The organism is Polyangium sorediatum (genome assembly GCF_029946465.1).
Lineage (GTDB): Bacteria > Myxococcota_A > Polyangia > Polyangiales > Polyangiaceae > Polyangium > Polyangium fumosum.
The window spans coordinates 21567-35673 of the sequence record NZ_JARZHI010000035.1 but is presented as its reverse complement, the minus strand read 5'-3'; the positions used below and the strand labels follow the sequence as shown (position 1 = coordinate 35673).

Genomic DNA, 14107 nt, shown 5'->3' with positions numbered 1-14107 from the left:
ATGCTCGACGGCCTGCTTCGCCTCTTCGCCCCGCGCCCGTTCCTGCAGATCCTGCGGGACTTCATCGACATCTTCATCGTCGCGTACGTCATCTACCGCGCGCTCCTCGTGATGCGCGGGACGCGCGCGATGCAGATGGGCCTCGGGCTCGGCATCGTCTTTTTGCTCTACCTCGCGGCGAAGACGTTCGAGCTCGTCACGCTCCTGCACCTGCTCTCGTGGCTGCTCTCGTCGATCATCCTGATCGTCGTCGTCGTCTTCCAGAACGACATCCGCCGCGCGCTGATCCGCATGGGTTCGAAGGCGTGGCTCGCCGGAGGGCGCGAGCAGCAGTCGCGCGTCATCGACGAGGTCGTGGCGGCGGCGACGGAGCTCGCGCGCCATCGCATGGGCGCGATCATCGCCTTCGAGCAGGACGCGAACGTGCTCGAGTTCTGCAAGAGCGAGGGCATCGTCCTCGACTCGGTCGTGACGCGAGAGCTGCTCGTCAGCATGTTCGTCCCCGAGTCGGTGAACAAGCTTCACGACGGCGCGGTCTTGATCCGCGACCTCAAGATCGCGCGCGCCGGCGTGTTCTTCCCGATGCCCGAGACGAAGGTGCTCGACGCGAGCCTCGGCTCCCGCCACCGCGCCGCGCTCGGCATCACGGAGGAGACCGACGCGGTCGTCGTCGTGGTGAGCGAGGAGCGCGGGACGATCAGCTTCTGCTTCAGCGGCAACATCGTCTCGAACCTCGACGGCCAGTCGCTCCGGCACGCGCTGCTCGGCCTCTTCGGGCGCTCGTCGCGCAAGAAGCAAAAGGCCGCCGCCGCGCGCAAGCCCCCGGCCCCGCCCACACAGGCCCCGCCGCAGCCCTCGCGCACGCCGGCGATCCCGCCGCCCGCGCCGCCCGTGCGTCCGTCGATCCCGACGCCCCCTTCCGTCGGCGCGACGCCGATGCCCGGCGTTCCGGGCGCGCCCGCGTCCCGCATGCCGCAAAGCAGCGCGGCCATGCCGATGCGCCCGGCCGCGACCGTGGAGATGCCGCCGGCCTCGGTCGCGGCGCCGACCCTGCGGCCGAACACGTTCGTGCCCACGTCGACCGTGCCGCCGCCGCCGCCGTCCTCGGACCCCGCGCCCACGGCCGCGATTGCGGCCACGATGCCGCCGCCCGGCGTGGTCCCCGTGGCGCCGCAGGCCGCGACGCCTCCGAGCACGCCTCCGAGTACGCCCCCCGGTCCGCCTTCGAGCGCGCCGCCGGGCACGCCGCCGACGACCGCGCGCGCGGGCGAAGGCAACCCTGCACGCGCGGGTGAAGGCGCTGGCAGCCCCACCCATGGTGACGACTCATGACGGCCAAGGACGGGCTTCGCGAGAACATCCGCGCGGCGTTGCTCGACAACATCGGGCTGAAGATCCTGTCGCTCCTCTGCGCGCTCGGGATCTACGCGTTCATCCACGGCGCCGAGAACGCGCAGCGCACGTTCTCGGTCAGCGTCGTGACGATCATGCCGCCGGAGAGCGCGAACCGGCAGCTCATGACGCAGATCCCGAACGAGGTGAAGGTCACGCTGCGCGGCTCGCGCACGCAACTCGACGACCTGCGCAGCGACGATCTCGGCACGCTCCAGCTCAACCTGCGCAGCGGACGCGAGACGAACCTCGACCTCAAGCCGAGCATGTTCCGCGTGCCCACGGGCGTGCAGATCGAGGAGGTCCAGCCGCCGTCGATCGAGCTGCGCTGGGACGACGTCGTCGAGCGCGAGATCCCGGTGCAGATCGCGCGCACGGGCGAGCCGGCGCCGACGTTCGCGGTGAAGGGCGTGATCGGCTCCGAGCCGAAGGTCGTGCGGGCGCGGGGCGCTCGCTCGATCGTGGACGTCATGCAGTACGCGCGCGCGGCGCCGTTCGACGTGACGGGCTTGACCGAGGGCGTCTACCGCCGGCCGCTCCCGCTCGACAAGCCGCCGAAGCTCGTGAACTACGACGTCGTCGACAGCGTGATCGCGACGGTCGAGATCACGCGTGAGCTCGCGAAGAAGGAGTTCGCGAACCTGCGCGTGGAGGTCGTGGGGCTGCCGCGCGCCGTGACGACGCCGCCCACGGTGAAGGTGCGCCTCGTCGGATCGAACGAGGACGTGAACGCGGTCTCGCCCGAGTCGCTCGTGCCGCGCGTGGAGCCGAAGAGCTCCGGCGCGGACGTGAGCAAGCCGGGCAGCGTTTACCTCGACGTGCTCCTCGAAGTGCCGCACGTGAAGGTCGTGGTCGATCCGCCGAAGGTGCTCGTGAAGTGGTGAGGGGTCGTCCCGAGGGAGCGAAGGGCTCGCTGCTCTAGCGCTCGGGGATCTTGATCTCCCCGCGGATCACGCGCTGCGCGAGCGCCTCGACCTTCTGCTTCGTGTCCTCGGGGATGCCCGCGGCGTGGGGCCCTTCGTCGACGTACCCGACGGCGCCCTCGGCGAGGCCGAACGTGCGCAGCCCGGCCTGGAAGCGGCCCTCGGCCACGTCGTGGATCGTGTCGAAGACGGCGACGTCGCCGCGCTTGATCATGCTCGTCAGCACGGTGCCGGGCATCTCGTCGTGCTGATCGGCGTCGACGCCGATCGCCTTCACGCCCATGTCGCGCGACGCCTCGAAGACGCCGTGCCCCGTCGTCCCCGCCGCGTGGTAGACGATGTCCGCGCCCGCGGCGATCTCGCTGTTCGCGAGCGCTTTGCCCTTCACCGGATCGCGGAACGCCTCGGGGGTCGTGCCCGCGAAGGCCGCGTGCACCTCGCAGCGCGGACAAACCTCATGCACGCCTGCGCGGTAGCCCGCCTCGAACTTGCGGATGAGCGGGATGTCCATGCCGCCGACGAACCCCACGTGGCCCGTCTTCGACATGAGGCCCGCGACCGCGCCGACGAGGAACGAGCCTTCCTCTTCGCGGAAACGGAGCCCCGTGACGTTCGGCGGCATCACGCCTTCCATCGGCGGCGCGTAGTCGATGCAGGCGAAGCGCGTGCTCGGGAAATCACGCGCCACCACGTTCACGTCGGTCGAGAAGATGAACCCCACGCCGATCACGAGGTCGAAGCCGCGCGCCGCGAAGAGGCGCATCGCCGCCTCGCGATCCTCCGCGCCGCTCGGCTCGAGCACCTCTGTCGTCACGCCGAGCTCGCGCGACGCGCGTGACAGCCCCTCGTACGCCGCGTCGTTGAAGCTCTTGTCGCCGCGTCCGCCGACGTCGAACACGAGGCCCACGCGCACGTTCGCGTGCGGGCCCTCCGGACGCGGCTCCTCCGCGCGCGCCGGGAGGAGCGTCGACGCAGCCGCCGCGAGCGACACGACGAGCGTGACCACGGTCAGCCGCGATCCGGCAGGGAGGCTCCTTTCGGCCATGGAACGAGGCTAGCGCAGACGCTCGTTCGATGGAGCGGCGGAGCGGCGTGGCCGCGGTATAGTCCGTACCCTCGATGCGCCCGGCCGTCCTCCTCGTCCTCGCCGCGCTCGCGTTTGCTGCGCCCGCCGGCGCACAGGCCGAGGCGAAGCCTGCGCTCCTCGATCGCGTGGTCGTCCGCTGGCATGCGCCCGAGACGGGCGGCGTCGCGCGTCCGCAGTTCGTCTACGAGCGCGAGCTCGCGTTCGAAGCGCGCATCGAGGCGATGGCCGATCCGGATCCGGAGCCCGCGCCGTTCACGGATCGCCACGTCCGCGCGGCGCTCGATCGCCACATCGCCGAGACGCTCCTCGCGAGCTTGCCCGTCCTGCCTGCGCCCGACGCGACCGAGATCGCGAGCCGCGCCGAGTCCGCGCGCGCGGTGCTCGAGCAACGCGTGAAGGGGCGCGACAAGCTCATCGCCGCGGCCAAGGCCGAGGGGATCGGCTCGGACGAGATCGACGCGCTCCTGCGCCGCCACGCCCGCGCGAGCCTCTACCTCGACCGCATGGTCGCGCCGATGCTCGCGCCGAGCGACCCGGAGCTCCGCGCGCTCTTGCGCACGGGCACGACGCCGTTCACGGGCCGTCCGTACGAACAGGTCTCGGTCGCGCTCGGTCGGTGGGTCGTGGCGCAGCGGCTCGGCGAGGCGATCGCGAGTTACTTCCAGACCGCGCGCTCGCGCGTGACGGTCACGATCGTTCGCTCGCGCTGACGCGCGCGTCAGGACGAAGCGGAGCGCGCTTCGCCGCCGACGATCTCTTGTGAGGCGGGAGCGGGCTCCTCCTCGGTGTGCGCGTGGCTGCCCTCGTAGTGATGGGCGAACGAGCGCGCGGCGCGGCGTGCCTTCAGGAACTCTGCGAAGGCCGTGAGCGTGTCGAGGTCGCGCGGGCCGAGCGCGTCGGCGATGTCGCGTAGGTTCTTGCGCAGCGTCTCCACGCTCTTTCCACGGCGCAGCTCGCGCGGCGGTTCTTCGCGGAGCTCGCGCGTGCTCGGGGCGGGCGGGGCGACGGGGGCGTCCGCGGGTTGGCCTTCTGCGCCCGTGCGCGAGGGCGGCTGCTCGGGCACCCACACGGGACGTGCGATCGGGTTCAGCGCGTGCGCGTTCAGCCACGCTTCCATGAAGATGCGGAGCCGCTCGCTGCGGAACGAGAACCAGCGCTCGCGCTCCGGGCCGTAGCTCATCAGCACGTCCTTGAAGCGGCGGAAGGCGCCTTTCCCGTCGATCGCTTGCGTCAGCTTTCCCTGCAGCTCCGGGTCCTCCACCATCGGGATGAAGCGCTCCATCCAGCGGTACTGCTCGCGAGAGCTCACGGGATCGATGCGGAGGTAGTTCGGATCGGCCGCGATGCGCGCGTGCATCTGCGGGTCCGCGACTCCGTCGACGACGCGCAGGACATCACCCGTCACGAGGTGAAGGTAAGAGTGGACCTCGGGCGCGTTGTTCTCGAACGCGTCCTCCAGCGCCTCCCAATCGATCGGGATGTCCCGGTAGACCACCCCCGAGGTGGAAGGATTTTCAGGCTTCGGCATTTCCTCCTCATCGAGCGACACGACCCGACGTGTGGCGGGCCGGCCGGGCCTCTGCAGGGGAACCAAGTGAGAACGGGAGCTCTCCGTTGACATAGAATTTTACGCTCTGTGAGGTCGCTTTGGGGTGAACTCTCGCAACATAGTGCCTGTTCCCCAGGCCGGAAGCTCGGCCATCTCCGTGCGATGGGCGCCGCCGCGACAGATTCGTCCAAGGCGTCGGGTGTGCCGGCTTGCCAAGCGTCCCACGTCTGGCATCCGAAAACAGCGAAGTAGCAGGTTCGCGCCGGAAATGCTCGTCCAGCGAGCGGTCGAGCTTGTCTGGCCGGAGTTCATCTGTCCCGGGCGGCGGATCCCGCGCTTCAAGCGCGCGACGACCGGGCGCGGGTGACGGCGTCGGCCCAGCGGGCGAGGTGGGCTTTTCGTTCTTCCGGGGGCATTCCGACCTCGAACGTCCGCTCGACCCGGGACATGCGGGCGGCGTCCCGCATGCTGCGGAAGAGGCCGGCGCCGACGCCGGCGAGCATGGCGGCGCCCCGGGCGGTCGATTCGAGCTCGATCGGGCGCTCGATCGTGAGGGCCGCCGTGTCGGCCTGGTATTGCATGAGCAGATCGTTGTTCGCGGCGCCGCCGTCGACGCGCATGCGACCGAGGGGCTTGCCGAGGTCGTCGCACATGGCGCGGAGCAGGTCCGTCACTTCGAGCGCGATGCCTTCGAGCGTGGCGCGCGCGAGGTGCGCCTTCGTCGTGCCGCGCGTGATGCCGTGGATGAGGCCGCGCGCGTCCGGGTCCCAGTACGGCGCGCCGAGGCCCGAGAGCGCGGGCACGAACGTCACGCCCTCGCTCGACGGCACGCTCGCGGCGAGCGGCTCGATCTCGGCCGCGCTGCGGATGATGCCGAGACCGTCGCGGAGCCACTGCACGGCCGCGCCTGCGATGAACGCGCTGCCTTCGAGGGCGAAGACGACCTCGCTGCCGACCTTCCAGCCCACCGTCGTCAGCAGCCCGAAGCGGCTCGCGATCGGCTGCGCGCCGATGTTGACGAGGACGAAGGCGCCCGTGCCGTACGTGCATTTCGCGTCGCCCGTATCGAAGCAGGCCTGGCCGAAGAGCGCGGCTTGTTGATCGCCCGCGATGCCCGTGATCGGCACGCCGTCGGGCAGGTGCGGAAAGCCGAGCGTCTTCGCGATGAGCCCGGCCGAGTCGACGATCTTCGGGAGCACCGAGCGTGGGGCGCGGAAGAGCTCGAGCATCGCGTCGTCCCAATCGAGCGTCGCGAGGCTCATGAGCAGCGTGCGCGAGGCGTTCGTCACGTCGGTCGCGTGCACGGGCGAGCCGCCCATCGCGCCGCCGGACAGGCGCCAGACGAGGTAGCTGTCGACGGTGCCGAACGCGAGCTCGCCCCGCTCGGCGCGCTCGCGGGCGCCGTCGACGTTGTCGAGCAGCCACGTGAGCTTCGTGCCGCTGAAGTACGGATCGAGCACGAGGCCGGTCGTGCGTTTCACGGCGGGCTCGTGGCCGCCTTCGCGCAAACGCGCGCACGCGTCTGCGGTGCGTCGGTCTTGCCAGACGATCGCGCGGTGGATCGGCTTGTCGGTCGCGCGTTGCCAGACGAGCGTGGTCTCGCGTTGGTTCGTGATACCCACGGCCGCGATGCGATCGCCTTTGACGCCGGCCGAGCCGAGCGCGGCCTCGACCGATTCGAGCACGCTTTGCCAGATGTCTTCGGGCTCGTGCTCGACGAGGCCGGGGCGCGGGAAGTGCTGGGGGAACTCGCGCGTCGCGCGCCCGCGGGTCGTCCCTGCTGTGTCGAGCACGAGGGCGGTCGTCCCGGTCGTCCCTTGGTCGATCGCGAGCAGAAGGTCGGCGGCCATGGTTTCGGGCCTAGCCTGGCCGCCGCGCCGAGGGAAGGAGGATCGGCGCGTCGAACCTCTCGCTTAATTCCACGAGAAGGAATACACTTCTGCGCGTACCGGTTCGGCGGCCGTCTGCATTCGTGCGGGCAGGGCCTCCCGTGGTTCTCGGAATGCAAGCGCAACGGCTCACCTGATGGCTCGACTGATCCTGCAGACCGCCGAAGGGCAGCAGGCCATCGAGCTGCGGCCCGTGAACTCGTTGGGGCGCCACCCCAACAACTCGATCCAGCTGCTCGACAAGATCGTCTCCAAGGAGCACTGCATCATCGAGCTCCGCGGAGCGCAGTTTTACCTGCGTGATCTCGGCAGCCTGAACGGGACGTTCGTCAACAACGAGCGTGTCCGCGGCGAGGCTCCGCTGAAGCACGGCGACGAGATCGCCCTCGGATCGACGCGTGGCCGCTTCGATGACACGCCGTCGCCGATCGCAGGTACGGCCGGGGGGCCGCCGCCCGTGGCGCCGCCGCAGCAGCAACCGCAAGCGTGGGCCGCGACGCCGCAGCCCGCGCCCGTCGCGCCGTCCCCGCTTGCCCAGTCCGCGCACGTCCTTCCCGCGTTGCCCGCTGCCGCGCATGCGAACCGGCCGCCGCAGGGCGCCTTCGCGCCGCCGCCGATGCCGCCGCGTCCGCCGCCGCAGCAAGCCGGTCCGGTCGCGCCGAACCTGCCGCCGCGTCCGCAGGCGCCTGGGCTCCCTGCGCCGAACCCGGCGCTCGGCATTCCGGGCGCGAACCCCAACATGACGATGATGGGGAAGGGCTCGGGCGCGCACACGTTCATCACGGGCCCGCACTCGTACGTCGCGCAAGGCACGCGCATCGACCTGAACGATCAAGCGCGCCAGATCGGCACGCAGATCGCCGCCGTCGAAAAGGGGTTTTTGCCCTTCGACCGCCTCGCGAGTGATCTCAACCAGCTCCGCGCCGACTACGAGCGGCTGCGCCTCTCGCACGAGCTCGCGCGCGACATCGCCTCCGAGCGCGACACGTCGAAGCTGCTCGACAAGATCCTCGCGAGCATCATCAAGTTCATCAAGGCCGACCGCGGGGTGATGTTCCTCCGCGACGACAACAACGGCGAGCTCATGCCGCGCGCCTCGCAGCGGCGCGACGGGACCACGGCGCCGATCAGCGTCTCGTCGACGATCCTGAACCACGTGGTCAAGGAGCGCGCGGCCGTCCTCACGCACGACGCGGCCATGGACTTCGCGGCCTCCAAGGGCAAGAGCATGATCCTGAACCGGATCAGCTCGGCCATCGTCGTGCCGCTCGTCGCGCCGAACAACACGCAGGACGTCCTCGGCGTGCTCTGGCTCGACTCGGAGACGCTCGCGCAGTTCCAGCCGAAGGACCTCGAGCTCGTGGTGGCCGTGGCCCACCAGGCCTCGATGTTCATCGAGATCAACATCCTCGGAAAGAAGATCGAGAACGAGATCATCGCCCGCGAGCGCTTCTCGCGGCTGCTCTCGCCGAACATCGCCGAGCGCGTGATGAGCGGCCAGCTCGAGGTGCGCCTCGGCGGTCAGCGCGTCGACGAATGCACGGTCTTCAACAGCGACATCCGCGGCTTCACCGCGATGAGCGAGAACACCCCGCCCGAAGAGCTCGTCGACATGCTGAACGAGTACTTCGAGCTCATGGTGGACACGATCTTCAAGTACGAAGGCACGCTCGACAAGTTCATGGGCGACGGGATCATGGCCATCTGGGGCGCGCCCGTGATCCACCCCGACGACGCGATCCGCAGCGTGCATTGCGCGCTCGAGATGGGCGAGGTGCTCGGCGACTTCAATCGGAGGCGCCTCGAGCGTGACCTCGCGCCGCTCGCGATCGGCATCGGCATTCACACGGGCCCGCTCGTCGCGGGCTACATCGGCAGCTCGAAGGCGCTCTCGTACACGGTCATCGGCGACACGGCGAACACCTCGGCACGGCTCTGCTCGGTCGCGTTGGCGGGGCAGATCGTGGTCAGCGAGATGACGCACGACAGGCTCGTCGGGCGCTTCGAGACCGAGGAGTTGCCGTCGGCGAAGGTGAAGGGCAAAGAGAAGCCGCTGCGCGTGTTCAACGTGATCCGGGCGGCGACGTCGGTGCAGGTCCCCGCGAACATCCTCGCGGAGCCGACGATCTCGGAGTGACCTCGGCCTGCCATGTTCGTCCTGCCATTCGAGAAGCCGGTCGCGGATTTGGTCGAGAAGGTGAGGGCCCTGCGCGCGCTCGCCGCCTCCGATCGCAGGTTCGAACCCGAGCTTCAGCGCCTCGAAGAGAAGACGTCGCGGCTCGCGCGCGAGATCTTCGCGGACCTCACGCCGATTCAGAAGGTCCAGCTCTCTCGGCACGCGAACCGGCCCTACACGCTCGACTACGTGAAGCGGCTTTTCACCGGATGGGTTGAGCTCAAAGGAGATCGGCGCTTCGCCGAGGATCAGGCGATCGTCGCGGGGCTCGCGTCGTACCACGGCCGCAGCGTCGTCGTGGTCGGCCACCAGAAGGGCCGCGGCACGAAGGAGAACGTGAAGCGCAACTTCGGCATGCCCCACCCCGAGGGCTACCGGAAGGCGATTCGCATGTACGAGCTCGCCGACAAGTTCGGCCTGCCCGTGCTCACGTTCATCGACACGCCCGGCGCGTATCCCGGCATCGGCGCCGAGGAGCGCGGGCAGAGCGAGGCCATCGGCGCGGCGCTCGCGGCCATGGCGAGGGCGCGTGTGCCGATCCTGGCGACGATCATCGGCGAAGGCGGGTCGGGCGGCGCGCTCGCGCTCGGCGTCGCGAACCGCGTGCTCGTGATGGAGTTCGGTTGTTACTCGGTCATCTCGCCCGAGGGGTGCGCGGCGATCTTGTGGAACGACGGCGCGCGCGCGGACGAGGCTGCGGCGCAGCTCAAGATCACGGCGCCGGAGCTCTTGCAGCTCGGCGTGGTCGACGCCGTCGTGGAAGAGCCGACGGGCGGCGCGCACCAGGACCACGACGAGGCGGCGCGTCGGCTCGACGAGGCCTTGTGGCCGAACCTCACCTCGCTCGACGGCCTCTCGGGGGATGAGCTCGTCGACGATCGGTATCGTCGCTTCCGCGCGCTCGGCTCTTTCCTCGCCTGACCTTTCCCGCACGGCGGGCCGGCGCTATACGCCGCGGATGTGCATCAACAGGGAGCGGCCGTGACCGTACCCGTCGCCCTCGTCGGCTGCGGCGCGTGGGGCGAGAACCTGCTCCGTGTGCTTTGCGAGAGCCCGCGGGCCGAGCTCGTCGCGGTCGCCGAGACGAGCGCGGCGCGGCGCGAGCTCGCGCGCGTGAAGGCGCCTTCCGCGGCGATCGTCGAGAGCTTGGAGGAGGCGATCGGGCTCGGCGCGCGCGCCGTGGTGATCGCGACGCCGCCGCGCTCGCATGCGTCGCTCGTGCTCACGGCGCTCGACGCGGGGCTCGACGTGCTCGTCGAGAAGCCGCTCGCGCTCTCGGCCGCGGACGCCGAGCGTTGCGCCTTGCGCGCGGCCTCGCTCGGGCGCGTGGCGATGGTGGGGCACCTTTTGCGGTACCACCCGGCGGTCGAGCGCCTCGTCGCGATGGTGCACGAGGGGGCGCTCGGCACGATCCGGCACCTCGCGGCGTCGCGCCTCTCCATTCGTGGGGATCGATCGGTGCCCGCGCTCTGGTCGCTCGGCCCGCACGATCTCTCGATCGTGCACGCGCTCGAACCGCTCCGCATCGAGGCGCTCGAAGCGACGAGTGGCCCGGAGGGTGATCCGGTCGTGCTCGGCTTGCGGCTCGCGTCGGGGTTTGACGCGCGGATCGAGCTCTCGCGCGTGCATGCGACGAAGGAGCGGCGGATCGTCGTCGTGGGCTCGTCCTGCGTGGCGATGCTCGACGACGTGCGCGCGCCGGATCGCATTTTTCTCTCCCGTTCCCCCGCGAGCAGCGCAGGGCTCTTCGAAGGGCCGGCCGAGGAGATCCGCGTCCCGTGGCGCGAGCCGATGGCCGTGGAGATCGATCACTTCCTGCGTTGCGTGGAGGAGCGCCGCGCGCCGCGCACGCCGTTGGAGGAGGGCGTGGTCGTCGTGCGCGCGCTCGGGCAGGCGGAGCGGGTGCTCGGCGAGATGGACCTCAGGCCGGCTTCGCTTCGAGCCGAAGGATCGTGATCTCCGGCGCCGCGCCGAGCCGCACCGGCGGCCCCGTCGTCCCGAGCCCTGGGCTCACGTAGAGCCACGCGTCGCCTTCGCGGTAGAGGTCCGCGTGATAGCGATACACGCGGGCCGACAGATTGTACCGCGTCGAAAGAAAGGGCACGGCGACCTGGCCCCAGTGCGTATGACCCGAGAGCACGAGCGAGGCGCCCCGCGCGGACAGATCCGGGAAGAGCTGCGGATCGTGGGCCAGCACGACGATCGGCGCGCCGTGATCGTGGCCGTCGAGCGCGCGTTGCACGTTCGCGCGGCGCGACCACGTGTCGTCGACCCCCGCGATCATGAGGCGCTCGCCGTCTCGCTCGATCGCCTTGCGTTCGTTTCGCAGCACGGCGACGCCGGCCTCGCGCAGCTTCCCCACGAGCGCCTCGCCGTTGCCGAAATAGTCGTGGTTGCCCATCACGGCGAGCACCCCGTCGCGGCTCTTCAACGAGCTCGCGAGATCAGCGACCTCGCCGTGGAACGTGTTGCCGCTCGTCACGTAGTCGCCCGTGAGCGCGACGAGGTCGACGTCGAGCGCGCGGACGGTCTCCGCCCAGCGATCGGCGTGCTCGCGGGGGCAAAGCGCGCCGATGTGCAGGTCCGACAGGTGCGCGATGCGGTAGCCGTCGAAGGCGGGCGGAAGGCCGCGGATGGGCACGTCGATCGTCCGCACGCGGACCCAGCGGCGCCGCACGAACACACCCCAGCCGGCGAGCGCGAGCCCGAGCGCGTACGCGACGATCGCGAGCGACCCCGACGTCGGCACGTGCGTCGCCGGCACGACGAAGCTCGCCAGCATCGCGAGGGCCAGGCTGACGAGCCACAACGGCAGCGCGGCCACGAGGGCGCACCAGTGCACGTAGTACGGCTCCTCGACGAGCAGGCGGCGCAGGCGTGGGACCGGACGATCGGCCGACGCGAGCTGAATCCGCCCTCGAAACGCAAACGCCAGCAGCGCGCAGAGCACGAGCGTGAGGAGCCAAGGCGTTGGCGCGTCGAGGCGCGCGAGGATCGCGTGTGTGGCCATGGCGAACGTCACGTGCAGCGCGATCGTCACGGCAAAGAGGACAGTCCAGAACCTTCGCATCACCCTCGGGGCCGCCAGGAAAATGGCTGCTTTACGTCGCCCGAAGCTTCATGCTAGCGCGCGAGTCCCAAGATCACAGGGAGCAGGCACGATGAGCGATCCGAGGATCGAACCCACGATGGTCAAAGCCCCGCATGGGGCACGGACCATGGAGATCGAGTGGGCCGACGGGCACAAGAGCGTGCTTCCGCACGAGATCCTGCGCGGCTACTGCCCTTGCGCGGTCTGCCAGGGGCACGGCGGCACCATCCATTTCGTGCCGGGCGGCGACCTCTTCCTTCGGGACATCCAGCAGGTCGGCAACTACGCCTTGCAGTTCACCTGGGGCGACCAGCACGACACGGGAATTTACTCGTTTCGATACCTCCGTTCGCTCTGCCAGTGCGACGCGTGCAAACCCACGTTCAGCCCAGGATCGGTGCCGTGAACGAAAAGACGAAGCCGGCGAAAAAGACACCTGCCGCAGGACCCAAGCCCAAGGCCGCGCCGCCGGACGGCAAAAAGAAGGCGCTCGATCCGAAGCAGATCGTGCATGCCGATTTCCTCGCCGCGGCCGCGCCGGGCTCGTCGCTCCCTGCGCCGACGATGGCCGAGATCGCGTTCGCGGGCCGGTCGAACGTGGGCAAGTCGAGCCTCATCAACACGCTCGTCGAGCGCAAGGGCCTCGTGCGCACGGGGGCCACGCCGGGCGTCACCCGGCAGATCAACCTCTTCGAGGCGCGCGCGCGGGACGGCGCGACCTTCCACCTCATCGACCTGCCCGGCTACGGCTACGCCAAACGCTCGAAGGCCGAGCGGACGGCGTGGGGGGACCTCATCGAGGGGTACCTGCGCGGCCGCATCACGCTCGCGGCCCTCGTCATCCTGGTCGACGTGCGTCGCGGCCTGGAGGAGGACGACCTCGAGCTCATCCAGTTCGTGGAGGAGGCGCGTGACGTCCAGCGCCGGCCGGTGGAGATCGTCATCGTCGCCACGAAGGCCGACAAGATCGGCCGTTCGGCGAGCCGAAGCGCGACGGCGGCGATGGCGAAGAGCACCGGGCGCAAGGTGATCGGTTTCTCCTCGGTCACGGGCGAGGGCCGCGCGGAGCTGTGGGCGCTCCTGCGCAAGGTCACGCTCGGCACGCCCGAGGCGACGTCCGTCGTGAAGGACCCGGAGCCGGAGCCTGCTTGACGGCGCGCGTGTGCGTCCTTTTCCATCTGCGCGCGGCGTGCCCGCCCTTGGGACGCGTGCCCAGCAGCACGGGAGCGTACGGCGATGCGCACCGTAAATCGGTTGACGTTCGGCCTGTGTGCTCCTTTCGTTAGGTGGCGATGACGGCGGGTGGGCGCCAGAGCCGGGCGGAGCGTGACGCGCTGGACGCGCGCGCCATGCGCCGCATCTGTGATGGGGACGACGACGCCATCGCGGAGATCTACGATCGCCACGCGAGCGTCGCGTACGGCCTCGCGCTCAAGATCGTGCGGGACGCGCTCGAAGCCGAGGACGTCGTGCACGACGCGTTCGTCGCGATCGTCGAGCGCGCCGATCAGTACCGCGCCGAGCGCGGCACCGTCGTCGCTTGGCTCGTCACCACGGTGCGAAACCTCGCCCTCGATCGCGCGCGGCGACGCACGCGGCGGGCGCAGATCACGGACGAAGAGCTGCGGCACGAGCCGATCGAGCCCGTGGTCGATCCCGAGTCGAGCTCGGTCCTCGACCTCGAACGCCGCGCCGTGCGGGCCGCGCTCGGTGGTTTGCCCGCGGCGCAACGCGCGACCCTGGAGACGGCGTTTTTCGAAGGGCTCAGTTATCCCGAGATCGCCGAGCGCGACGGCGTGCCGCTCGGCACCGTGAAGTCCCGCGCGGCGCGCGCCCTCTCGGCGCTGCGCGTGGCCCTCGAAGGGCCGCTCGAAATGCAAGGCGTGGGCAGCGGCGGCGAGGACGAGTGAACACTCGGGTTTCCTCGGAAAACGAGTCAAAGCCCCGTCGTCGTTCGCACGGTGGTATAGAGCTTGCCATCTTCGGGACATGTCCCCGGT

At 70.1% G+C, this 14107-nt stretch carries 13 protein-coding genes; 9 read left to right on the top strand and 4 right to left on the bottom strand.

The features are described from left to right. Both cdaA and QHF89_RS30625 read left to right on the top strand, forming a co-directional pair. Window positions 1-1332 (top strand): diadenylate cyclase CdaA, encoded by a 1332-nt coding sequence (gene cdaA / locus QHF89_RS30630; RefSeq protein WP_284721130.1) that lies wholly within the window; start codon window positions 1-3, stop codon window positions 1330-1332. After that, window positions 1329-2276, top strand: coding sequence for a CdaR family protein (locus QHF89_RS30625; RefSeq protein ID WP_136965453.1), 948 nt, complete (start codon window positions 1329-1331; stop codon window positions 2274-2276). Before cdaA ends, QHF89_RS30625 begins: the two co-directional genes overlap by 4 nt. Before the next feature lie 34 nt (window positions 2277-2310). Here the strand turns inward: QHF89_RS30625 and QHF89_RS30620 are convergent, their stop codons facing one another. Beyond that, a complete protein-coding gene (locus tag QHF89_RS30620; protein ID WP_136965454.1) occupies window positions 2311-3360 on the bottom strand; it encodes a BMP family lipoprotein in 1050 nt (349 codons plus the stop codon). Between the two features lie 74 nt (window positions 3361-3434). Here QHF89_RS30620 and QHF89_RS30615 point away from each other — a divergent pair, with 74 nt between their 5' ends. Beyond that, a complete protein-coding gene (locus QHF89_RS30615; RefSeq protein ID WP_136965455.1) occupies window positions 3435-4112 on the top strand; it encodes a hypothetical protein in 678 nt (225 codons plus the stop codon). Between the two features lie 8 nt (window positions 4113-4120). Here the strand turns inward: QHF89_RS30615 and QHF89_RS30610 are convergent, their stop codons facing one another. Further along, on the bottom strand, window positions 4121-4930 hold the full coding sequence (locus QHF89_RS30610; RefSeq protein WP_136965456.1) for a UPF0158 family protein: 810 nt from the start codon (window positions 4928-4930) through the stop codon (window positions 4121-4123). 359 nt (window positions 4931-5289) lie between these two features. Next, window positions 5290-6801, bottom strand: a complete 1512-nt coding sequence (gene glpK, locus QHF89_RS30605; RefSeq protein WP_136965457.1) for a glycerol kinase GlpK — start codon at window positions 6799-6801, stop codon at window positions 5290-5292. A 175-nt stretch (window positions 6802-6976) separates the two neighbouring features. On the opposite strand from glpK, the gene QHF89_RS30600 reads away from it, so the two are divergent. From QHF89_RS30600 to QHF89_RS30590, 3 genes are read left to right on the top strand one after another with little or no spacing between them, the layout of a single operon-like run. Continuing rightward, window positions 6977-8977, top strand: a complete 2001-nt coding sequence (locus QHF89_RS30600) for an adenylate/guanylate cyclase domain-containing protein (RefSeq protein WP_136965458.1) — start codon at window positions 6977-6979, stop codon at window positions 8975-8977. A gap of 12 nt (window positions 8978-8989) precedes the next feature. Beyond that, window positions 8990-9937, top strand: coding sequence for an acetyl-CoA carboxylase carboxyltransferase subunit alpha (locus tag QHF89_RS30595; RefSeq protein WP_136927333.1), 948 nt, complete (start codon window positions 8990-8992; stop codon window positions 9935-9937). A 60-nt stretch (window positions 9938-9997) separates the two neighbouring features. Then, window positions 9998-10972 carry a Gfo/Idh/MocA family protein gene (locus QHF89_RS30590; protein ID WP_136965459.1) on the top strand — a complete coding sequence of 325 codons (975 nt, stop codon included), beginning with the start codon at window positions 9998-10000 and terminating at the stop codon, window positions 10970-10972. Here the strand turns inward: QHF89_RS30590 and QHF89_RS30585 are convergent. Continuing rightward, a complete protein-coding gene (locus QHF89_RS30585; protein WP_284721129.1) occupies window positions 10938-12056 on the bottom strand; it encodes a metallophosphoesterase in 1119 nt (372 codons plus the stop codon). The genes QHF89_RS30590 and QHF89_RS30585 overlap by 35 nt on opposite strands. 121 nt (window positions 12057-12177) lie before the next feature. Between QHF89_RS30585 and QHF89_RS30580 the strand changes: the two genes are divergently transcribed. From QHF89_RS30580 to QHF89_RS30570, 3 genes are all read left to right on the top strand, one after another. Next, the gene (locus tag QHF89_RS30580; RefSeq protein ID WP_284721128.1) at window positions 12178-12513 is read left to right on the top strand and encodes a gamma-butyrobetaine hydroxylase family protein; all 336 of its coding nucleotides are present in this window, start codon (window positions 12178-12180) and stop codon (window positions 12511-12513) included. Next, window positions 12510-13259 (top strand): ribosome biogenesis GTP-binding protein YihA/YsxC, encoded by a 750-nt coding sequence (yihA, locus tag QHF89_RS30575; RefSeq protein WP_136927329.1) that lies wholly within the window; start codon window positions 12510-12512, stop codon window positions 13257-13259. Before QHF89_RS30580 ends, yihA begins: the two co-directional genes overlap by 4 nt. A gap of 140 nt (window positions 13260-13399) precedes the next feature. Continuing rightward, window positions 13400-14017, top strand: a complete 618-nt coding sequence (locus QHF89_RS30570) for an RNA polymerase sigma factor (RefSeq protein WP_136965462.1) — start codon at window positions 13400-13402, stop codon at window positions 14015-14017. Window positions 14018-14107: the final 90 nt, after the last annotated feature.